This is a genomic window from Perlabentimonas gracilis, from assembly GCF_011174675.1.
GTDB lineage: Bacteria > Bacteroidota > Bacteroidia > Bacteroidales > Tenuifilaceae > Perlabentimonas > Perlabentimonas gracilis.
This window is the reverse complement of sequence record NZ_JAANIG010000020.1, coordinates 53376-76086: the sequence shown is the minus strand read 5'-3', so window position 1 is coordinate 76086 and position 22711 is coordinate 53376. Positions and strand designations below refer to the sequence as shown.

Genomic DNA, 22711 nt, shown 5'->3' with positions numbered 1-22711 from the left:
GAACCTTCGGTATAACAGTCACCATCGGTCGTTTGTCCGTTGGTAAAAATAAATAATAAAATTGTAAAAAAAATGCTTGGTTATTTAGGGTTAAAACAAAATGCAACAAAACATTGTGAAGTACGAATACCTAGACAAAACCTTAACTATTTACCAACTTAAAGCATTTGCCATGAAAACAAATTTTATTTGCCCAAAATGTAGAGGTTACCTTAACGTTGACAACAAGGTAATATTTACCGTGAAAAAAAAGGGTTGGTCGGGTGGTATAGTTAAACTTAGCCCCGAGCTAGGCGATTATGCCATTACGCATCACCCGTCGTTTAAGTTTGACGATGGCGACCACTTTGAGTTTCACTGCCCCATTTGCAACTACGATCTAACCCTCGATGGTGCCGATAAGCTAGCCAAGGTTATTCTACACGAAGAGGATGGCAAGGAGTACTTTGTTGTTTTCTCGAAAATTAAGGGTGAGCGTTGTACCTACAAAATTTCGGAGAAACAGGTAGAGGAGTCGTATGGCGACCATGCTGGAAGGAACATGGATCTCCTTAGCGCGACATTCTTTAGGTAGATGCCTTTTCGGTATTGAGATTGTATGGCATAACCCCAAGGAGCTTAAACCCCGATGGTAGCACCTGCACTTGCAGAGGAATAACCTCAACGCCTGCGCTGTGTGCCTTCTGTAGCAGCAGGGAGTACTGCGGGTCTATTTGCCAGGCTGGGCCAAACAAATCTACATCCACCCGTTGAACTACGTATAGCATAACGGCCCGCATACCGCTTTGCTTCACCTGCATTAGTGTTTCCAAGTGCTTTTGTCCTCGTGTAGTTTTGGCATCGGGGAAACGAGCGTGGTTACCCTCCTTAAGGGTAACGTTCTTCACCTCCACAAAGCACTTCTCGGTTTCGTTCTCGGCGTAGATATCAAAACGGCTATCGCCAAAGGTAACCTCACGTTTCACGTGGGTATATCTCTCGAGGCCTGGAATTACGCCATTCTTTATCCACTCAAATGCCAGCATATTTGGCATCGATGTGTTTATGCCAATCCAGTTGCCATCAATTTTAATCATCTCCCACGTAAATTTTGTTTTCCGCTTGGGGTCATTCACCGGCGATAGGTAAACCTCGGCCCCCTCTTCCAAGCAGCTCTTCATTGAGCCCGAGTTGGTACAGTGTGCGGTTACCTCTTCTCCATTGTCGAGGGTTACATCAGCAAGAAAGCGCTTATACCTTTTGATAAGTGTACCGTGCACCAGCGTGCTGGGAAATGGAATATGCATGGCTTAGCGTAATGTGTTTACTAGTTATTTAGATGGATGTACTTCATGAACAGGCTCTTTATCCCCTTGGGCTCTCCGATAATGGTGATTATGTCGCCCTCCTCAAGCTCGGTATCGCCCTTGGGGGTAATAATTTTCTCCTTTCGCTGCACCATGGCCACCAGCACATCGTGGGGAAAGCGAACCTCCTTCAGCATCTTACCAATCAGATCCTCGGTGGAACTATCACCAATAAGTTCAAGGGTAATATACCTATCGTTATGCAGCAGGTACTCCTTAATTTCGCGCTCGTTGCTAATATCGCAAATGGTTTCAACAAACTTCTCGCGCTCAACAATATCCATAATTCGCGAAAGCAGTCTTAGCTGCAACTTGGGGTTATCAATGGGGCTAAGAAGTAGGAAAAACACTCTAATGTTGTCTTTCGATGATATTTCTCCCTTCTCCACAGGCTTCTCAACACCCACCTCGGAGGTTACAATGTGTAATAATGGGGTGTCGATACCCTCAAACTTACCATGAAGTATCGATACCCTTGGTATTACCAAAGCTGGGTCGATAGCCGTAACCTCAAGGAGTTCCTGCTTAATATCCTTAGCACTAAACCTATCGAGCTTGTTTGCCATGCTTTCAGATACATGCCCCACCAAGCTGTTAAAACTTACTACTCGCTCCTTAAGCTGGGTTATCTCTGCTTGTACAACCATCTCATCGAAGGGATCACCCTCGCGTAAACCTTTCTCTTTCAGTATAAACAAAAATTCATTCTCGAGCCCAATATGCTGTTTCTGCCCCAGTAGGGCAAACCAATGGTATATTGCCCCTTCGCGCTTTACATACTTGCGGGTGTAGTAGTAATACCAAATCATAGCGAACACAACCACCCCCATTGTAAAAATGGCAGGCCCCCATCCCATATAGATAATTAGCAGCAAGGATGTTAGTATCCCAAATATTTGCATCCAGGGAAATAACGGGGAGTGGTAACCTGGGTCGTACGATTGTATGCGGCTATTGCGCATTACTATAACAGCAAAATTCACTAAAATAAAGATGACCAGTTGAAAAGCGCTAGCCATTTTGGCTATACCCTCCTCGCTAAGGACCAAAATAAAAAACAGCATAAGTGCCGAAGTGGCTAGAATGGAGTAGATTGGGGTTTTAAAGCTGTTTAGGCGGGTGAAAAAACGTGGAATAACCCTATCGCGCGCCATAGCCATAGGGTAGCGAGAGGCCGACATCAGCCCACCGTTGCCTGTTGACGCAAAGGCAGCAATGGCAGCAGCCACAACCAATAACCCGCCGTACTTAGCAGGAATCCATTTGAAAACGGCCTGCGATGCAGTCCAAACGGGGGTTAAATCTTTGAAAAAGTCAACCGTTGGCAACACCCCCACCATAATGAAAACCCCTACCACATAAATTACAGTAGTAACAATTAGCGAAAGAATCATCCCAAGCGGGATGTTCCGTTCGGGGTTCTTAATCTCTTCGGCCACGCTTGCCACCTGGGTAAGACCAAGGTAGGCTACAAAGACAAATCCTGCGGTTGATAAAATCCCCTCAATACCATCGGTGGCAAAAGGTCTAAGCTTGGTGTCAACAAGGTTTTGGGCTCCAATACTAAATACCTCCCTTAACCCCTCAACCATAAATAGTACTAGAACCGCAATTAGAAAGAATACAAGGAAGCGCTGAAGGCCAGCGGTTTTTTTTGCTCCCAGTAAGTTTAGCACCATAAAAACAATGGTGAGCAGCGAGGCCACAATCTTAATGGGCAGATCGTAAAATATTGATGCGTAAGCACCTATGCCCACCAAGGCGAAAGCTGTTTTTAGCACAAGGGCCAAAAACGTACCAATGCCTCCCACTGTACCCATCATTGGGCCCAAACTCCTATCGAGCATAAAGTAAACCCCACCAGCCCTTGGTAGGGCTGTAGAAAGTTCCGCTATACTGAACATAGCAGGCATTATAAGTAAAGCGGCAACAAAATACGACACAAAAACAGACGAACCTGTGTGAAATGCCGCCAACCCGGGTAGCAAAAAGAACCCTGAACTAAACATTGCACCTGTGCTCAGCACAAATACATCAACCAAACCTAGCTCCTTGTTGAGCTTATCTTTAAATAGTTTTGCCATGCTGTAAAAATAAGACTTTTTCAATAAAATGCATCATCTACTCATTCTGCTATAGTAGGCTATTCAAGTAACACATTAAAGTCCGAATCGTTTGGACACCTGAATAAATTCATATCTTTACATCATCTAAAACAAGAAAATATGGCAAAAAAGCAAAAGGCAAAAAAAGGCGAAGGGTTTAACAAGAATATGCTGATGAAATCCATTATGGGAATATACTCATCGGATCCATCGCAAAGCCTAAACTACAAGCAAATAGCCAAAATACTAGAGGCAAAAGACCCTACCTCCAAGAGATTGATTAACGAAGTGCTGTACGAACTGGCAGAACAAGGTGCGCTGCGCGAAGTTTACAAAGGAAAGTTTATGGTTAAAATGCTATCGGTTGCCATTGAGGGTGTGGTTGAGATGGAGAGCGATGGCAATGCCTACGTTATAACTACCGATAACCAGGAGGTTTTTGTGCCAGAATACAACCTAAACCACGCCCTGCACGGCGATAGGGTAAAAGTGGCCATAAGCCCTAAACGCCGCCGCCAAAGGATGGAGGCGGAGGTGGTGGAGGTAATGGAGCGTGCCAAACGAACCTTTGTTGGTAAGATTGAAGTGGAGGCCAACTACGCTTTTGTTATTACCGACAACAAGCTCATGCCCTACGATATTTTTATCCCCAAAGGAGCCACCAACAATGCCAAGAATGGTCAAAAGGTTATAGCCCGCATTACCGACTGGCCTCGCCACACCAAAAACCCCATGGGCGAGGTGGTGGAGGTAATTGGTGATCCAGGGGTGCATGAGGTGGAAATGCACTCCATCCTGGCCGAGTTTGAACTACCCTACCATTTCCCCGAGGAGCTTAACACGCTGGCCGAAAAAATTTCCGATAAAATATCGAAACAGGATATAGCCGCACGACGTGACTTCCGAGATATTCCCACATTTACCATCGACCCTGCCGATGCCAAGGATTTTGACGATGCGCTATCGATTCGAAAAATTGATGAGAACATCTACGAAATTGGGGTTCACATTGCCGATGTTACGCATTACGTAACGCCCGGATCGCCCATCGACAGTGAGGCCATTGAGCGCGCCACCTCGGTATACCTGGTTGACCGTTGCGTGCCCATGCTGCCAGAGCGACTATCGAACTTCATCTGCTCGCTCCGTCCCAACGAGGAGAAGCTTTGCTTCTCGGCCGTTTTTGAGATGGACATGGATGGTAACGTGCAAAAAGAATGGTTTGGCCGTACGGTAATCCTATCGCAACTGCGTATGGCCTACGAGGAGGCGCAGCAAGTGATTGAAACCGGAGAAGGCGAAATGTTCAACGAAATTCTTACGCTCAACAGCATCGCTCAGAAACTCCGCTACAACAGGCTAAAGGCAGGTGCTGTAAACTTCGATCGTGCCGAGGTTAAGTTTGAACTCGACGATAATGGAAAGCCACTTGGCGTTTACTTTAAGGTGCAGAAGGAGGCAAATCAGCTTATAGAGGAGTTTATGCTACTGGCCAACCGTAAGGTGGCGGAGTACGTTGGTGCTGCTCGCGAGAACTATAAAGTGAAACCCTTCGTGTACCGAATTCATGATAAGCCCAACCCGGAGAAGTTCGAAAATTTCCGCTCGTTCGTCACTCGATTTGGTTACAACGTGATGGGTGGTACCGACAGGCAGATAAGCCGCTCGCTAAACAAGCTGCTTAAAGAGGTTAAGGGCAAAAAGGAGCAAAACCTTATTGAGACCCTTGCCCTACGATCGATGGCTAAAGCTCGCTACTCGGCCAACAACATTGGCCATTACGGCCTGGGTTTCCCCCATTACACCCACTTCACCTCTCCCATCCGCCGATATCCCGACATGATGGTGCACCGCCTGCTGGCTCACTATCTCGATGGTGGAAAACCCAAGAACGAGGATGAATTGGAACGCCTTTGCAAGCACTCCACCGATATGGAGATAAAAGCAACCGATGCCGAGCGAGCATCAATAAAGTACAAGCAGGTTGAATTCATGTCCGATAAAATTGGGCTGCATTTCCAAGGTGTTATAACTGGTGTAACCAGCTTTGGGCTGTTTGTGGAATTAAACGAAACCAAGTGCGAGGGGCTGGTAGCCATTCGCGATTTGGACGACGACTACTACGAGTTTGACGAGGAAAACTACTGCCTTGTGGGTCGACAAACCGATAAGAAATTCCAGCTGGGCGATGAGCTGCTGGTTGAGGTTTGGCGAACTAATCTGCCCAAAAAGCAGCTCGACTTCAAACTAATAGATGAGGAAGGAAAAACATCGGGTAAAACAGTGCCGCAGAACCGAAGTCGTACTCAAGGAGCGAGCAACACAAGACGAAAATCGAATCCCGACAAAACCCGTAAGCACAAGGGTGTACAACGTAAAAGAAGATAATTTGGCAACTAACCAAAATCAATATAAAAAATGAGAAATCTAGCATTACTAGTTCTAGTGGCAATGGTAACCTTGTCGTGTGGCTCATCAACTCAAAAAGAGAAAAGGGCCGAAAAATCATGCTGCTCGGTGGAAAATAACCAGCAGGCTTTCCTGAAGAATCTGGCATCGCTTTGCGGTAAATCATTTGGCGGTCGCGAAAATTTCACCCTGGATGGTCGCGATAGCTGGGCTCACAAAAAGTTTGTGATGCACGTTACTGTTTGCGAAGACGACAAGGTGTATATTCCTTTTCATCTAGACGAAGATCGCTCGCGCACATGGATGTTCATCATGGAAGAGAAAGGCCTAAGATTCCGCCATGACCATAGGCATGAGGATGGGACTCCTGAGGATCAAACCCTTTACGGTGGATATGCCGATGAGTGGGGCAGTGCATTCATGCAAAGTTTCCCCTGGGACAGCTATACCGAGGAGCTACTTGCCGATGGAATAGAGCGTATGTGGAGGGTAATTATTGCCGAGGACTTGAGCTCTATGAAGTACCAACTACACTACGGAGGGGAACTGGTTTTTGAGGCCGAGTTTGATCTTACTAAGCCAATATAGCAAAGGCGAGAATATTGCCCTTACCCATAACCATTAGCACCCCAGCCGTTTTACCAAAGGTTACGGCTGGGGTGTCTTCTTTAGGCCATCCAGTACCAGAATAGTTTTTATATTTGCCCCAGCAATAGTTATTACAAACTTATATCAGTAAAAGCTATGAAAAGCAGCAAGGAGCTAGCACAAAGCCTAAGCGCTGATTTGGAAAACAAGACTCCACAGGAAATACTAAAGTTCTGCCTCGAAAGGTTTAAGGGAGCCATTGCCCTTTCGTCGAGCCTTGGGCTAGAGGATCAAGTGCTCACCGATATGGTGGCGAAAATCAGCCCCCAAACAACCATCTTCACGCTCGACACGGGAAGGCTTTTCCCCGAAACCTACGACCTTATTGACCGTACCTGCAGTAAGTACAAGGTAAAAATTAAGGTTTACTTCCCCAACCGCGAGGATGTGGAGGAGATGGTTAACCAAAAGGGCATCAACCTATTCTACCATAGCGTAGAGAATCGCAAGGAGTGTTGTCGCATTCGCAAGCTTGTTCCGCTGAAAAGAGCATTCCAAGGGCTTGATGCATGGATCTGCGGACTTCGACGCGATCAGTCTGTCACCCGTAAGGATATGCAAACCGTGGAGTGGGACGAGGCCAATGGTCTTATTAAAATTAATCCGTTGATAAACTGGAGCGAGCAGGATGCTTGGGACTACGTAAACGAGCACAGCGTGCCGGTTAACTCGCTACACAAAAAGGGTTACCCCAGCATTGGTTGCCTACCCTGCACTAGGGCTATTGAGCCGGGCGAGGATATTAGAGCGGGTAGATGGTGGTGGGAAAACCCCGAAACGAAGGAATGCGGGTTGCATAAAAAGGGCTAAAGAACGCTCTTTTTTGCTTTCGATTTTTTTATGGTGAAAACGAACGAAGTGCCATCGTTCACGCTGCTGCGCACATTGATGGTTTGCTTGTGCGCCTCGATAATATGTTTTACTATGGCTAGGCCCAAACCCGTTCCACCCTGCTCGCGCGAGCGACTTTTTTCTACACGGTAAAAACGCTCAAATAGACGAGGTATATCCTGCTTAGCAATGCCAATTCCGTTATCGTTTACTTCTACCAGGTAGTTCTCGTTCATATCCATAATCGACACCTTGGTGCGACCTCCCTCCTTGCCGTAGTTTATTGAGTTTGTTACTAGATTCGCAATGGCTTGGTACATCCTTTTCTTGTCGGCCTCAACCCAAAACGGTTCATCGTACTCCTCCTCGAACTCCAGCTTGATACCCCGATTCTTTGCCCTTATCTCGTGCGCCTCGAAAACCTCGGTAATAAGTTGCACCAGGTTAAAGCGATCGAGGTTTAGCTTAATTGCATTCGACTCAAGCTTCGAGATGGACTCCAGATCCTCAACAATGGATATTAACCTATTGATACTTTTTTCGGTACGTTCAAGGTACTTTCTGTTTATTGAGGGGTCTTGCAAAGCTCCATCGAGCAGGGTAAGCACATACCCTTGAATGTTGAAGATTGGGGTTTTAAGCTCATGCGACACATTTCCGAGGAACTCCTTTCGATAATCCTCAAGCTGCTTGAGCTTATCTATTTCAAGGATCTTTTTTTTGGCCCACTGCTGTACCTCTCGGTTTACCTCGCTAAGAATATCCTTGTTTTCCAAATCGCGTTTAAGCTGCTTGCTCGATACATTTAGATCCTGAATGGTCTTGTATACGGGGTTTATCTTCTCAAAAATAAACTTGTTGAGCAGGTACTTTGATACCACGAACATGACCCCAAAAACCACTAAAGTAAATACCACGAAAAGCCAGAAAGAGAAATCGCGCCCCGCCCCAACTAAAACTACTGCAGGAACAACGGATGCTCCTGCAGCAATTAACGATATTATTATCGCCATCGATTTTGGCGAGGTAATTTTCATAGATTGTATTATTAGCTCTTTAGCAGCTTGTCGAGCATTCCACCCTCGATGTACTGCTTTAAAATTTTTGAGATATACTTACCAACAATATCAAACTCGAGGTTCACCACAGTACCCTCCTTAAAGGTGTGGAAGTTGGTAATATCGTAGGTGAATGGGATGATAGCCACCTGAAACGACTTATCCTTTGAGTTCACCACCGTTAGGCTTACGCCGTTTACCGATACAGAACCCTTCTCAACGGTGATATTGCCTTTGGTTGGGTCGTACTCAAAGGTGTAGTACCAGCTACCGTCGGCTTCCTCAACCTTGGTGCACACGGCGGTTTGGTCAACGTGCCCCTGTACCATATGGCCATCGAGCAGGCTCTCGAGCCTCATGCTTCGCTCAACATTCACCTTATCGCCTTCCTTAAGCAGCCCTAGGTTCGACTTGTCTAGCGTCTCCTTGATGGCGGTTACGGTGTAGGTATCGCCCTCCTGCTTCACCACGGTTAGGCACACCCCATTGTGCGACACGCTTTGGTCGATTTTCAGCTCCTGTGCAAACGAGCAGGTTAGGGTAATATGCAGATTTTCTTTCTCTTTGGTTAGGTTAACAACCTTTGCGGCTTCTTCAACAATTCCTGAGAACATAGTACATGATTTTCTGTTTAACAATTGTCCAAAATTACAAAATATGTTTTAACCTATTGGTGATAAAACACCATATCTATTCTGATTTTACCAGAACTTAACATTAAATAGTTTTTCATATTAACACGAGTTGGTCAATTTGTTTTAACTTTATCGCTTCAAAATTTAAACCCAATAAATCATGATGCTTCTCAACCATATTGTTTGGAATGTTGACCCCGAGATTTTCTCGCTTGGGCCTCTATCTGTTCGCTACTACGGAGTGCTTTGGGCACTATCATTCTTATTAGGTTATATGCTTTTTGAGCGTTTTGTGAAAAAGGAGTCGTTACCCGAGGGGTACCTCGACTCCCTAACCATATACGTTGCCATTGGAACAATTGTGGGCGCTAGGCTTGGGCACTGCCTTTTCTACGAACCCGCATACTACCTCTCCAACCCTATTGAGATTTTAAAAATATGGCGTGGTGGGCTGGCTAGCCATGGCGCAGCCATTGGTATTATTACAGCACTTTACCTATTTAGCCGCAAAACCAAGCGCCCCACCATTTACATATTGGATAGAATTGTGATACCCGTTGCTTTGGCAGGTGTTCTTATCCGCTTGGGTAACCTGATGAACTCGGAGATATACGGTGTTGAGACCAGCCTACCCTGGGGGTTTAAGTTTGTTCGCGACTTCCCAATGGGCACACCCATTGAGCATATCCCCGCAATGCACCCAACCCAAATTTATGAGGCCTTGGCCTATTTGGCCGGTTTTGTCATCCTGTACCTAATTTACAAAAAGTCCGATGCCAAACCACGGCCTGGACTGCTGTTTGGTATCTTTCTAATCGTAACCTTTGGTACTCGAATCGTAATTGAATTCATTAAGCAACCCCAGGTTGGCTTTGAGGCAGATATGACCCTTAACATGGGGCAATGGCTAAGTATACCGCTAGTTATTGCAGGGCTTGTATTTATATACTTTGCCTACAAGCGAAAAAAGGCCTAGAATGAACCAGCTTTCACGGTATTACGTACTGCCTCAGCAATGGTACGGGGGGTAACGCCCAACTCACTCTTCATCCTTTGCGACGAGTAGAATGTAGTGCTATGCCCGCTATTGGCAGTATCACGGGTTATGGCTGGCGATTTGTGGGTAATTAGGCCAACCAGCCATGCTCCCCGCCAAGCTATGGCAGTCATCCATGGTTTAACCTCAATGGTAGGCGGTTTGTGCCCGTTGGCTTTTGCAATTAGTTCAAATACCTTTTGATGTGAGATGTTTTCGCCATTGATAATGAAACGCCTTCCCCAAAGCTGTTTGTCCATTGCAGAAACCATGGAGTCAACCACATCTCTAACATCTACATAACCTGTAATACCAGTGGTGTAGAAAGGAAAGCCTTTGGCCAGGGTGCCAAATATTTGTCCACTGCCTGAGTCCCATCGTCCTGGGCCTACAATGACGGATGGATTGACCATTGTAGCATTCAAACCAAGTTCAATCCCTCTCCAAACCTCCATTTCGGAGCGAAACTTGCTCACCGCATAACCCGACTTGCCCTTGGATTTTCCCCAGATAGACTCTTCGGTTACCTCGTTACCCCGAACTGGAGCACCCAGCGAAGCAACAGAGCTAACGTGGCAAAATCGCTTAACGCTAACCTCCAAGGCCGCATCAACCATATTGGCAGTACCGCCAACATTCACCTCGAGCATCCTTTGGATATCGCGCTTGGCAAACGACACCATGGCCGCGCAGTGGTACACCTCATCAACCCCTTGCAGCGCATCGATTAGCGATTGGTAGTCCTCCACATCACCATCGACCCATTGCACTTGATTGAAAAGCGATGGGCTCTCGGTTGAGTAGTGCCGAAAAAGTTTCTGGGTAAGATTTATATTGCTGCTCGAACGCTTAAGGGCTCGTACCTTTTTGCCCTGCTTACAAAGCTGGTATAACAAGTGAGAGCCAATTAGTCCAGTGCCACCGGTTACAAGAATCATTACTCCTCCTTTCTGGTGAAGAACGGGTTTACAATTAGCTCCTTTTCCCAAGTTAACTTTTTGCCAAAGCCTAGGTTGTTGTCGGTAAACTTGAGAAAGGTTAAATCTACAACCCAAAGGGTTGTTTTCATGAGCGTGGCAACAGGAAAACGTTTTAGGTATGCTGTGCGGGCTTTGTTAAGGGAATCGCCCTGTGGTTCGCTGATAATACCCTGAAACTGCACCCCTTGGATCTTCCCAACAACATTACTCTCTAGCACAATACTACCCGCAACGTAAATATTATGGCTAGCCTGCATGATATGCTTGGTATCGTAGTCGGATGTGAACACCAGGCTGTTCTCCTCCTCCATATACACGTAAAAGCAGTTGGCGCAGTATGGCTCCTCGTCATGGCTGGTGGCAAGGGTTAATACGTGATGTTCGTTTATAAATTCAACGATTCGTTTATCGGGTAAACTCATGGGTTTTGCTAAGGGTGATTACTAATTACAAAGGTAAGCAATTATGTATATTTTACTACGCCTTGTATCTTCGATTTGATTTTGAAAATATTTTATAAGTCAACAAACCCTAATTCCATTGCCTTATTAATTAAACCCGTACTATTCTTTGCTTTAAACTTTGTAAATAGGGCTTTTCGGTAGGTTTCAATAGTATTTACAGAGATATTTAGCTCGGTTGCTATTTCTTTGGTGGTACTCCCTTTGGCAATTAGCTTTAAAACCTCACTCTCGCGCCTTGTTGGGCTAACCCCGTTCATTGTTAGCGCTCCACCAACAATTGCATCCTGAACTGCTGCTCCAAAATGTTTTTCGCCATTTACAACTGCACAAATGGCTCGTTTCACCTCATCAACAGCATCCTCCTTAAAAAGTATTGCACTAGGTTGATGCTTCAGCGCACAAGATATTAGCCTAGGATATGCAATTGAAAGAATAAGAACAATTTTAATATCCCTAGAAATGTTCCTCAACCTTCTGACATACTCCTCTCCCCGAGGGTCGCCGGGGTAAAGACATCCAATAAATATATCTGGGGGGCTAAGCTTTGCTGCATCAATACACTCGTTGGCAGAATTAAAATATTTTACCTGAACATCGACACGTAACTCATCAATAATTTTACAAAAACCTTCGGCTACCAAAGGGCAGCTATCAACAATGTACAGTAACTTCATAAAAAGATTTGTAAATAGGTTGAATTTTTTGTTTTTCGAAAGGCATAAGCAAGTTAAACAATTTTTTCTTTTCACGGAAAACCGTTAGTAAAATATCACCGATTTCAGGGATTGTATAATTTGATTAAGTTGCTAAACTTTGATATCCTAATATAATAATCAGTATTTCAATGTATTCTGCACTACACAAATCACACTTACTAAACAAACTTGTGTTATAAACCCTATAAATTTTAAAAAACGAACTATGAAGAAACATCTACTCATTATTGCCATATTGTGGCTATTTAGCTGGGCATCGTTTGCACAAACTGTTGCCACAGAACCCAGCGGTAACGGAACGGAGGGAACACCCTACCAAATTGAAACTCTAGCCAATTTGCTTTGGATAACGGAAAACTCTGAGCATTGGGATAAGTATTATCTGCAAACTGCCGATATAGATGCCACAGAAACAGCTAGCTGGAACGAGGGCGAGGGCTGGGTGCCGATAGGGACAGAATTTAATCCATTTAGTGGATGTTACAACGGTGATGGGCATACCATCACTGGGCTTACGATTAATCGACCCGAGCAAAATTTTGTGGGCTTGTTTGGCAGGTTGCAAATAGGTACTTTCGCTAGCATTAATCTTGTTGATGTTAATGTAATTGGCAGTAGGAGAGTAGGGGGACTTGTTGGTCAGGCAACGCTTTCTTCTTTAATTCAAGAATGCTCCGTTAGCGGTGAAGTTAAGGGGAAATCATTCCCCGGAGGAATTGCTGGTAATTTGTACTATGGTTCAAGAATAGGAAACAGTCATTCAACTGCCAACATTGAACTACTAGAGGATGAAGGCAGCCAACAAGCAGGAGGGCTAATTGGACGTTTGCTGGAGGGACACATCTATAACTGCTACTCAACGGGAGATGTTTCAGGTTATGGCAGCTATTTTGGTGGCCTTGTAGCCATTGTCTCTCACGAGAGTAGTATTATCAACTCGTATTCAACAGGTAACGTTGAAGGGAATAATTTGGTAGGTGGGCTTATTGGAAGCCTCGAGAACTCAAGCCTCGCTTACAGCTACTCCACAGGTAGGGTTACTAGCAATGGAACGGCTGGCGGTATGCTTGGCAGGGTAATTGATGCCTCCGCAAACTATTGTTATTGGAATATTGAAACATCGGGCCAAAGCATAAGTACTGGTGGGGAGGCTAAAACCACAGTCCAGATGATTCAGCAGGCTACTTTTGAGGATTGGGATTTTACCAGCGTATGGAGTATCAATAGCGGCGAAACCTACCCATACCATAGATGGCAAGGTGCTCCAAGCGATTTTAATTATCCGCCCTCTCAGCTCAGACCAACCAATTTAACCGCCGAGCAAAATGGGAACAACATATCCCTTACATGGGATAGCCCATCAACAGGCGATATGCCCGATGGATATAATATATATAGGAACGATGAACTACTAACCTATGTTTCGGGACAAACCAGCTATTCAGATAACGATTTAGTTTACTATACTAACTACATATATGAGGTTAGGGCGGTATATGGCTCGGAATTATCTTTACCAACCAACAAGGCTTCGGCATACTATTTCCCTGGCTTTAATGGTGGCGATGGCTCTGAGTCTGCCCCTTATGAAATTGCCAATGCCCAGCAGCTTAATGCAGTGCGATACTATGCTGACAAGCACTTTATTCAAACCGATAATATTGACTTGGGCGTATCACCTTGGAATGAGGGCGAGGGATGGGCGCCAATTGGAATATCAGGCACTCCTTTTACTGGAGGCTATAACGGCAATTACTTTGAAATTCAAAACATTACAATCGACAGGCCTACAGTGGGTCTTCAAGGTCTATTTGGTTATACATATGGAGCAAATCTTAGGTGTATTATTACTGTAAATGCACAGGTTGCTGGAATGAATAGCACAGGCGCAATAGTTGGCCAAGCGTATTTATCAAGAATTGAAAATTGTTACTCATCTGGAAATATAACCGGAAGTTACTATGTTGGAGGAATTATTGGTTTTAGCAACAATACAGAATTATTATCACAATGCTTCAGCAATGCTAGTGTTTCTGGAGATAATACAATTGGTGGCATTGCTGGAGTTCATCAGGCAAGCTCAAAAATAATTAACAGCTATTGTGTTGGCGAGATATCTGGAGGAGACAATATTGGTGGGTTAGTTGGAATTTTAACCCTTGGTGGAATAGTTGAGAATAGCTTTTTTGCAGGAACCATTACGGGCAATTCAGCCCTAGGTGGGCTTGTTGGAAGTACTCCGAATGGCTATGTGCAGAATAGTTATTGGGATACTCAAACTACTGATTTATACGAAAGTGCAGGTGGCACAGGCAAAACCACTGCCGAGATGAACAATATTGCCACCTTCCTTAACGGTGGCTGGGACTTCAAAGGCCTTGGTGCCGAGGACATTTGGAATATTGGTAACGATCGTAACATCGGTTACCCATACCTAAACTGGCGATATCCTACAGATGATGCTATCTCAATAGAGATACTACCATCGGCGGTAATAGAAGGCGTTATGGAAGTAACGCATAGCAGTGCAGTATTTAATGTAGATGTAACAAATATTGGAAACCCTCAGGGGACACTGTTTGGCGTATGCTGGAGCAGTAGTAACACTGAGCCAACAACCGATGATGAACATAAGTATAGCACTGAGGAATTTGCTTTGGGCAAATATACGGTTAATGCCGAAGATCTTTCCCCATTAACAACCTATTATGCAAGAGCATTTGCCACCAATGCAAACGGTACAGCTTATAGCGATACTTATGGCTTTACCACCGAGTGCGGTCCACAAACCCTACCAATCATCGAGAATTTCGACAACTCATATCAAATGCCCCAGTGTTGGAAAACCTGGGCAACAAATAGTGGTGGCACTTACTTTTTAGATGGTTATGCCTATTCTGATCCCAATATGGTTTACCTACATATGCCAAACACCTCCAGCACAGCCTACCTAATATCCCCAGAGATTGATGCCGATATTAGTAGCCTTCAGGTAACCTTTATGGCAATGAACTACTGGAATAACGATATGATACTTGAGGTAGGTACAATGAGCAACCCAGCCGATGCCTCAACTTTTAGCTACTTTGCACACATTCAAACGCAAGGTAGTTATGCGCAAGAGTATGTTGCATTCGACAGCTATTCGGGTACCGATAAGCACATTGCCTTTAGGGTTAGTTCCAATATCCAAAATCAAACGGGTTATGTGTTTATTGATGATGTGACGATTAAAACCGTTACCTACCACAACGTTACCTTCAACGTTGATATGACCAACGCCAGCAACTTCGACCCCAATAGCGATATTGTTTACTTTACTGGGAATATGTTTAACTGGGCCGAGCCAGGTTTCGATCCCGAGAAACAAGCCATGAGCAGGGTTGAGGAGACAATGGTTTGGACAAAAACGCTACAGCTACCCGAAGGAACCTACGAGTATAACTACTTCCTAAATGGTGGTTGGGATACCAGAGAGCCAATATATGAGTATCGGAGAGTTAGCGTATTTGAAAATATTTCATTAAACGATAACTGGGGTCAATACGGACTGCAATTCGTATCGCCAAGCAGCGCCGATGCTTTCGATGTGTGCGATGGCACAATAAATATCAGCATTAGTGCCGAGGGTGTAGGTGAAGTTAATGGCGATATTTACTTTATTGACACTTGGGGTAGCTGGAACTGGGTAACTAGTTACTACTCCAATGGCAATGGAACAACCAACTATACATATAATATTCCTCTAAACCTGCAACCTGGGCAGGGTCAATTCTTTTTATGGGCAAATAACGAAGGGACTTATAGCGACTTTTTCACCATTACCAACAACTCCAAAATTATCTTTACTGAGCCTTTAGCAAGCCAAAGCTATGAGGTTGGATTAGATACTGATATTCCCGTTGAGCTTACCCTCGATGGGTGCATTGGCCGATGCGTTGAACTATACTTCGACAATAATGGCAACTGGGTACATCTGGAAGAGGTATGTCTCGATAACGAAAGTACAACATACCTGACCAGCTACAGCATACCAGGCACAATCCTTTCTGGTAGCTATAGGTTTGCATACCAATATTATAGCAATACTATTTGGGACTGGGTAACCGAGTACAGCGAGTACTTTACCATCAACAACCCCAATGTAACACTGTCATTTACTTCGCCCACGGCAAGCGATACCTACGAGGTGGGGGTTGATAACAATATACCCATCGAAGTTGAGTATGCTGGGTTAGGTTACATGTATTTCAATTTATATATCAGTGATCAAAATGATGGTTGGAAACACATAACTAGCTTTAGCGACGAAAATGATGGTGTTTTCAACCACAATCATACGCTTACTTCTAACTATACCAGTGGCAGCTACCAATATAAACTGATATACGAAAAGGATGAAAGTACAAGAGGAGAAATCCTTAGTGACGAGTTCATTATTGTAAACAATCAGGAGTTCCTAGAACTAACTCGTCCTCAGTTTGAGTTTGAGGATCCATCCTTCTATACTCCTGATGGTTCTATTGAAATCCGGTGGAACTCTAATGCCCTAACCAATGTAGATATTCACTACTCGCTCGACAATGGCTTTAGTTGGACAATTATTGAGGGCAACTTAAACACCGAGGACGGTAATACCTATAATGGTAACAACAGTTACTACTGGGATATCCCAGGTGATATAAGTGGCACATACGACCAATGTAAAATAAGAGTAAGAAACTCTGCTGACCATGGACTAACCAGCGAATCGGGATTGTTCACCATTAGCTCCGAAGACCCCGTTACCTTCTCCTCGCCCATTGCTGGCACAACAATAGAAACTGGGGGTCCACTTACCATAACAATGGATGTTTTATCGGAATCATGGGTGTCTTTGTACATTCAAGGTCAATATAATACCTATGGAATTGCTGGCATCAGCGCAACGGTTGGAACAAACACTGTTACAACCGATGATACCTACATGCTTTCTACCGGCACGTATAGGGTAATGGCATACCACAACAATTCTGGAACACAGGCCTACAGCGATGAGTTCACAGTTACTTGCCCCACTGTTACTCTACCGCTAACAGAAAACTTCGATAGAACCTCAAATATACCGGGATGTTGGTTTACAACGGGGTTGAATTATAATATGGATATTACCGGATGTAATGGTAGGGCATATTCACAACCCAATAGTGCCAGATTATATCATGGTATGAATGGGCACGCAATCCTTTCTACACCAGAAATCACCCAAGGGCTTAATGGATTAAGAGTTAGATGTAAATCCTTGCTTGCAACAGATCCGGTTAATGGTACTTTATTTATTGGAACTATGTCCGATCCTACTGATGGTAATACGTTTAATGTTATAGAGTCTTTCGAACTAACTAATCGCCCTGGAGATGATTGGCAAAGCATAGAAGTGTGGATCGATGAGTACCTAGGTTCCGATAAACATATAGCTTTTAAATTAGGAGATGGAACTAGTGAGAATTGGTCGAGAGCATTTATCGATAATATCATTATCGATGAGATTCCTTCCTGCGTTGAACCATTCAACCTTGCCGTAGGAACGCTAACCCAAACCTCGGCTGAGATTAGTTGGACAGAACCCGAAACCTCAACCCAGTGGGATATTATTTACGGCGCTAAAGGTTTCAATCCGCTTACCCAAGGTGAGCTGGTGGCTGGTGTAACACAGAACCCCTACACGCTGGAGGACTTGAACCACTCCTCGGAGTACGAGTTTTATGTGCGCACATACTGTGGCGGAACACCTTCTGGCTGGTCAACTGCAAGTACTTTCACCACAGAATGTGGCCCTATAGAAATAACATTTGTAGACCCACAGGAAAACCAGACCTTCGATTTTAGTGTCAGCAAACAGATACCTTACACTTTTAACTATCGGGGGTGCGACGAGGTTTGGACAAACACTTATATGGTTGATGAGCTTGAGAACGAATCATGGTATACTCATGGATATGGCTTCAGCAATACTGAAACAGTGACTTATTCATACAATGCACCAGCAACTTTGCCAAGCGGTACCTATAAGTTTAGAATAGACTACTGGCACAACGAACAGACGAGCTCTATTTATAGCAACGAGTTTGAGGTTGTAAATAACGCTTCGGTTATTGAGGTTACCGATCCAAACTCATGGTCGTACTGGAACACTGGTCTATCTTACGGAATTAGTTGGAACTCGCTTAATGTATCGGGGGTGAACCTTAGTTACTCTCTCGACAACGGCAGCACATGGAGTTCCATAGCTAATGGCATTGCTTCGCAAAATGGTTACAACTACTTTAACTTCGAGGTACCTGTTAGCATTAGTGGACATTTCGAGCAGAGTATGATACGGGTTGAGGATGCCGAGAATAGTTCGGTAGTGTCCTATTCAGAAAAGTTCACCATATCAAGCACTCCTCTAATCTCGTTTATCGAACCCAATGCTCTAAGCCATATTGAAGTGATGGGAGAAATGGACATTACCATCGTCAATCAATACTCTTCCTGGATAGATTTTCACCTAATTGACAATGAAGAATGGTTTATAATTAATCAAAACAATTTTAACCAAGGTCAATCAACCTTCACCTATAATACCTATAATCTTGAGGTGGGTAAAACCTATCGCTTGTATGCATACCACTATAACAATGGTTACGGAGCTTACAGCGAATATTTCACCCTTAGCAAAGCAACCCCAACCATTACCGAATGGCCAACGGCCAGTGGTATAACCTATGGTGAAGCTCTTTCAGCCTCTTCTTTAACCGAAGGCTATGCCGGTCACAATAGCACAGAGGTTGAAGGAACCTTTTCCTTCGATTCGCCAAGCTACGTGCCAGCTGCTGGATCATACCTAGCCAACGTTACCTTTACACCAACCAACAGCGAAACGTATAGCACAGTTAGCGGAACGGTTGAGGTTGGTGTAGCAAAAGCCGATCCGGAAATAAGCGTTTGGCCTGTTGCTAGCGCAATAACTTACGGCGAAGCCATCTCGCAATCCACAATCTCTGGTGGAACTGTAGATGTTGCTGGTACATTCTCTTTCGATAGTCCGGCTACCAAGCCTAATGCTGGCACCTACGCTGCCGATGTTACGTTTACACCTACCGATAATGCAAATTACAACACCGTTATGGGAAGTGTTGATATTACTGTAAACACGGCACCACTTACAATTATTGCAAACAGCTTCTCGAAACAGGCAGGAACAGATTATGTTTTTGCAGGCGATGAGTTTACAACCGATCCTCTTGAATTAATAGGAAGCGATGAAGTAACAAGCGTTACTATATCAAGCGATGGATCAGCATCGACTGCAGCTGAAGGTGATTATCCTACTGTGCCATCTTCTGCTATGGGAAGTGGTCTTGGTAATTATAGTATTACTTATCAGAACGGAACGCTATCTGTGGTTAACAAAACCATCTTAACTATCGAAGGCTTAACCATTGTAGAAAAAGAATATGATGGTACAAGGAACGCTGCTGTTTTAAGTTGGGGTAACCTCACAGGTTTTGAAGAAACCTTTGAAGATGTTCAGCTCGATATTACAAACGCTGTGATCCATTTCGATAACAAGAATGCAGGAAACAACAAAACAGTTATTGTTTCAGGTCTTGCTCTAACAGGAGAGATTGAATGGATGTATTCCATTAACGATCAAATTGTTTCTGGAAATATTCTCCAAAAACCTTTAACCATAACTGCCCCGAATTGCAACAAAACTTATGGTGAAACAGACCCTGAGGTTACCGTTTCATACAATGGTTTTATTGCTGGCGAAAACGAATCGATACTTGAAGGTACTTTGGCCATTACACGTGAACCCGGCGAGGATGTTGATACATATACCATTACTCCTGCAGGCTTAAGTAGCAATAATTATAGCATTACATTCCAAACAGGATTGCTCACAATTAATGCTAAGGAGCTTTTTGTAACTGCTAACGATGCCGAAAAAATCTACGGCTCTAACGATCCCGCTCTTAATGTTTCATATACTGGTTTTGAGTTTACTGACGATGAGACCGTATTTTTTGGAGAACTTGCTATCAGCCGCGAAACAGGAGAAGATGTAAATACTTATTTAATTACCCCTTCGGGTTTATCGGCAAGCAACTACAGCCTAAGTTACGTGAACGGTACGTTTACAATTACCCCTAAAACCTTAACTATTACAGCCGAAAACAAAACCAAGGTTTATGGTAGCGACGATCCTGCATTTAGCATCGAGTATAGCGGCTTTGCTGCAGCAGATGATCTATCGTCCCTAAGTGGTACTCTAGAATTTAGCCGTGATGCTGGCGAGAATGTGGGAACATATGCAATTGTACCTAGCGGATACTCATCAACAAACTACACCATTGGCTATACACCTGGAGCACTATCAATTACTCCTAAACTATTAACCATAAGTGCGAACAATGCAAGTAAAGTGTATGGTACATCCGACCCTGCTTTTACAGTTAGCTATACTGGATTTATTGCCGGAGAAGATAAGACCGTGCTTAATGGTACACTTGGCACAAATCGGGAAAGTGGAGAAACAGTGGCCAATTATGTAATTACACCATCTGGATTATCCTCTACCAATTACACAATAAGTTATGCAACAGGCTTATTAAGTATTACTGCCAAAGAATTAACCGTTGGCGGTTCATTTACCACATCAAACCGCGAATACGACGGTACTAATGCTGCAACAATCAGCGCGAATTCACTTACATTGCAAGGCGTTATTACTTCTGATGAGGTTACGTTAAATCCTGCTGTTGCCTTTGACAATAAGAATACAGGTACATCAAAAGTTGTTAGCCTAGTAAGTGCCACTACTCTAGCTGGAATAGATGCTGGAAACTACGCATTAACATTAACCGGCGCACCAACAGCAACTGCTAATATCACTGCAAAAGAGTTAACGGTAACAGGAGCAATCGCAGCTAGTAAGGTGTACGATGGAACTACCAATGCAATTATTTCGGGAGCAACTCTATCTGGTGTAATTGGCAGCGATGTAGTAAATCTGGGAAATGCTACAACAGGAACATTTGCTCAAAAATTTGTGGGGGCTGATGTTGCTGTTACCACAGCAATAACAATCAGCGGAACCGATGCGGGTAACTACACTGTTAGTCAGCCATCTGACCTGCAAGCCAATATTACTACCAAAGAACTCACTATTGAAGGATCGTTTACTGTCCACGATAAAGAGTACGACGGTAATACAACGGCAACTATCAACGAGAATAACCTCACACTAGCAGGTTCTATCTCTGGTGATGAGATTTCGCTCACAGATATTACGATAGCTTTTGCCAATGCGGATATTGGAGACGACAAGACGGTTAGCATAACTACAGCCACTCTCGGTGGCGCAGAAAAAAATAACTATACACTTTCCCTTGAAGATTCTCCAACAACTACTGCAAGTATTACTGTATCAACTACTACCTATACAGTAACATACAGCGTGGTAGGCGGAAACGGCTCGCTAGCAGCAACCGTAGATGATAGCCCAATTAATTCGGGAGACGAAATTTTGGCAACTAAGGCCGTTGAATTTACTGCAACCCCATTGGAAGGCTACAGGGTTAAACGCTGGACAAACAATGGAACCACCGTTGCTGGAAATACAACGAACAGCTACACCGTTTCGGGCATTCTGCAGAATACCTCTGTAACTGTTGAGTTTGAAGAGATTCCTCCAGTAGTTTATACACTTACCCTAGTGGTTAGCCCCGCAAACGCTGGTACAGTAACTGGAGAGGGAGAATACGAAGCCGCTGAACAAGTAACAATTAAGGCTTCGCCTGCCGAAGGGTTTGTGTTTACTGGTTGGACTGGCAATGTAGCAGAACCTCTGGACGCCACTACCACGTTTACTATGCCTGCCGAGGACGCAACCGTTACGGCTAATTTTGAACCAGAACAACCCGAAACATTTACCGTAACATTCACAGTTAAATCGAATACGCAAGAGCCTATTGAAGATGCCGAAATTAGTGTTGACAGCGAAGTTATTACCACCAACTCCAACGGGGAGGCTAGCACTAGTTTGGCTAACGGTAGTTACACCTATAGCGTTACAGCCACAGGCTATGAGGAGCACAGCGGAAACTTTAGCGTTAGCGGTGCAAATAAGAGTATCGCCATTACGCTGGTTGCTGTTGGCTATAATGTTGAATTGCTCTCAGATGTTGAGATCTATCCAAACCCCTTTGACCAAAAAATTGTGATTAAGGGAATAGAAGGTGTTCAGCGTATTGCAATTACCAATGTTGCGGGGCAGCTCATTAAAAATATCAAAATATCTAACGAAACAGAGATTACAATAGGTGCAGGTAATATTAGCGCAGGCACATACATAGTAACACTATACTTTACCAATGGTGATATACAAAACAGAAAAATTGTTAAGGTAAACTAACCAACATTTGAATGTAGCAAAAAGGGCGAGAGGTTTTCTCGC

General features: G+C 44.1%; 13 protein-coding genes. 6 read left to right on the top strand and 7 right to left on the bottom strand.

What is annotated here, in order from left to right; translation table 11 throughout:
- Window positions 1–172: 172 nt before the first annotated feature.
- On the top strand, window positions 173–574 hold the full coding sequence (locus G8O23_RS10190; RefSeq protein ID WP_166364424.1) for a hypothetical protein: 402 nt from the start codon (window positions 173–175) through the stop codon (window positions 572–574).
- Here G8O23_RS10190 and sfsA read toward each other — a convergent pair.
- Both sfsA and G8O23_RS10180 read right to left on the bottom strand, forming a co-directional pair.
- The gene (sfsA, locus tag G8O23_RS10185) at window positions 567–1286 is read right to left on the bottom strand and encodes a DNA/RNA nuclease SfsA (protein ID WP_166364422.1); all 720 of its coding nucleotides are present in this window, start codon (window positions 1284–1286) and stop codon (window positions 567–569) included. The genes G8O23_RS10190 and sfsA overlap by 8 nt on opposite strands.
- Window positions 1287–1306: 20 nt before the next feature.
- Window positions 1307–3430, bottom strand: a complete 2124-nt coding sequence (locus G8O23_RS10180) for an amino acid permease (RefSeq protein ID WP_166364420.1) — start codon at window positions 3428–3430, stop codon at window positions 1307–1309.
- Between the two features lie 141 nt (window positions 3431–3571).
- On the opposite strand from G8O23_RS10180, the gene rnr reads away from it, so the two are divergent.
- The 3 genes from rnr (at window position 3572) to G8O23_RS10165 (ending at window position 7318) form a co-directional block, all read left to right on the top strand.
- On the top strand, window positions 3572–5839 hold the full coding sequence (gene rnr, locus G8O23_RS10175) for a ribonuclease R (RefSeq protein WP_166364418.1): 2268 nt from the start codon (window positions 3572–3574) through the stop codon (window positions 5837–5839).
- 30 nt (window positions 5840–5869) lie between these two features.
- The gene (locus G8O23_RS10170; protein WP_166364416.1) at window positions 5870–6448 is read left to right on the top strand and encodes a hypothetical protein; all 579 of its coding nucleotides are present in this window, start codon (window positions 5870–5872) and stop codon (window positions 6446–6448) included.
- Between the two features lie 156 nt (window positions 6449–6604).
- The gene (locus G8O23_RS10165) at window positions 6605–7318 is read left to right on the top strand and encodes a phosphoadenylyl-sulfate reductase (protein ID WP_166364414.1); all 714 of its coding nucleotides are present in this window, start codon (window positions 6605–6607) and stop codon (window positions 7316–7318) included.
- On the opposite strand, the gene G8O23_RS10160 is transcribed toward G8O23_RS10165, so the two are convergent.
- Both G8O23_RS10160 and G8O23_RS10155 read right to left on the bottom strand, forming a co-directional pair.
- Window positions 7315–8376, bottom strand: coding sequence for a sensor histidine kinase (locus tag G8O23_RS10160; RefSeq protein ID WP_166364412.1), 1062 nt, complete (start codon window positions 8374–8376; stop codon window positions 7315–7317). The genes G8O23_RS10165 and G8O23_RS10160 overlap by 4 nt on opposite strands.
- A gap of 11 nt (window positions 8377–8387) precedes the next feature.
- Complete coding sequence (locus tag G8O23_RS10155) at window positions 8388–9011, bottom strand: riboflavin synthase (protein WP_166364410.1); 624 nt, start codon at window positions 9009–9011, stop codon at window positions 8388–8390.
- 181 nt (window positions 9012–9192) lie between these two features.
- On the opposite strand from G8O23_RS10155, the gene lgt reads away from it, so the two are divergent.
- Window positions 9193–10008, top strand: a complete 816-nt coding sequence (gene lgt, locus G8O23_RS10150; RefSeq protein ID WP_166364408.1) for a prolipoprotein diacylglyceryl transferase — start codon at window positions 9193–9195, stop codon at window positions 10006–10008.
- On the opposite strand, the gene G8O23_RS10145 is transcribed toward lgt, so the two are convergent.
- The 3 genes from G8O23_RS10145 to G8O23_RS10135 form a co-directional block, all read right to left on the bottom strand.
- On the bottom strand, window positions 10005–11006 hold the full coding sequence (locus tag G8O23_RS10145) for an SDR family NAD(P)-dependent oxidoreductase (RefSeq protein ID WP_166364406.1): 1002 nt from the start codon (window positions 11004–11006) through the stop codon (window positions 10005–10007). The two genes, lgt and G8O23_RS10145, sit on opposite strands and share 4 nt — an antisense overlap.
- On the bottom strand, window positions 11006–11470 hold the full coding sequence (locus G8O23_RS10140) for a pyridoxamine 5'-phosphate oxidase family protein (protein ID WP_166364404.1): 465 nt from the start codon (window positions 11468–11470) through the stop codon (window positions 11006–11008). The genes G8O23_RS10145 and G8O23_RS10140 overlap by 1 nt, the downstream gene beginning before the upstream one ends.
- Before the next feature lie 92 nt (window positions 11471–11562).
- Window positions 11563–12186, bottom strand: a complete 624-nt coding sequence (locus G8O23_RS10135; RefSeq protein ID WP_166364402.1) for a helix-turn-helix transcriptional regulator — start codon at window positions 12184–12186, stop codon at window positions 11563–11565.
- A gap of 247 nt (window positions 12187–12433) precedes the next feature.
- Here G8O23_RS10135 and G8O23_RS10130 point away from each other — a divergent pair, with 247 nt between their 5' ends.
- A complete protein-coding gene (locus G8O23_RS10130; protein ID WP_166364400.1) occupies window positions 12434–22669 on the top strand; it encodes an MBG domain-containing protein in 10236 nt (3411 codons plus the stop codon).
- Window positions 22670–22711 lie beyond the last annotated feature (42 nt).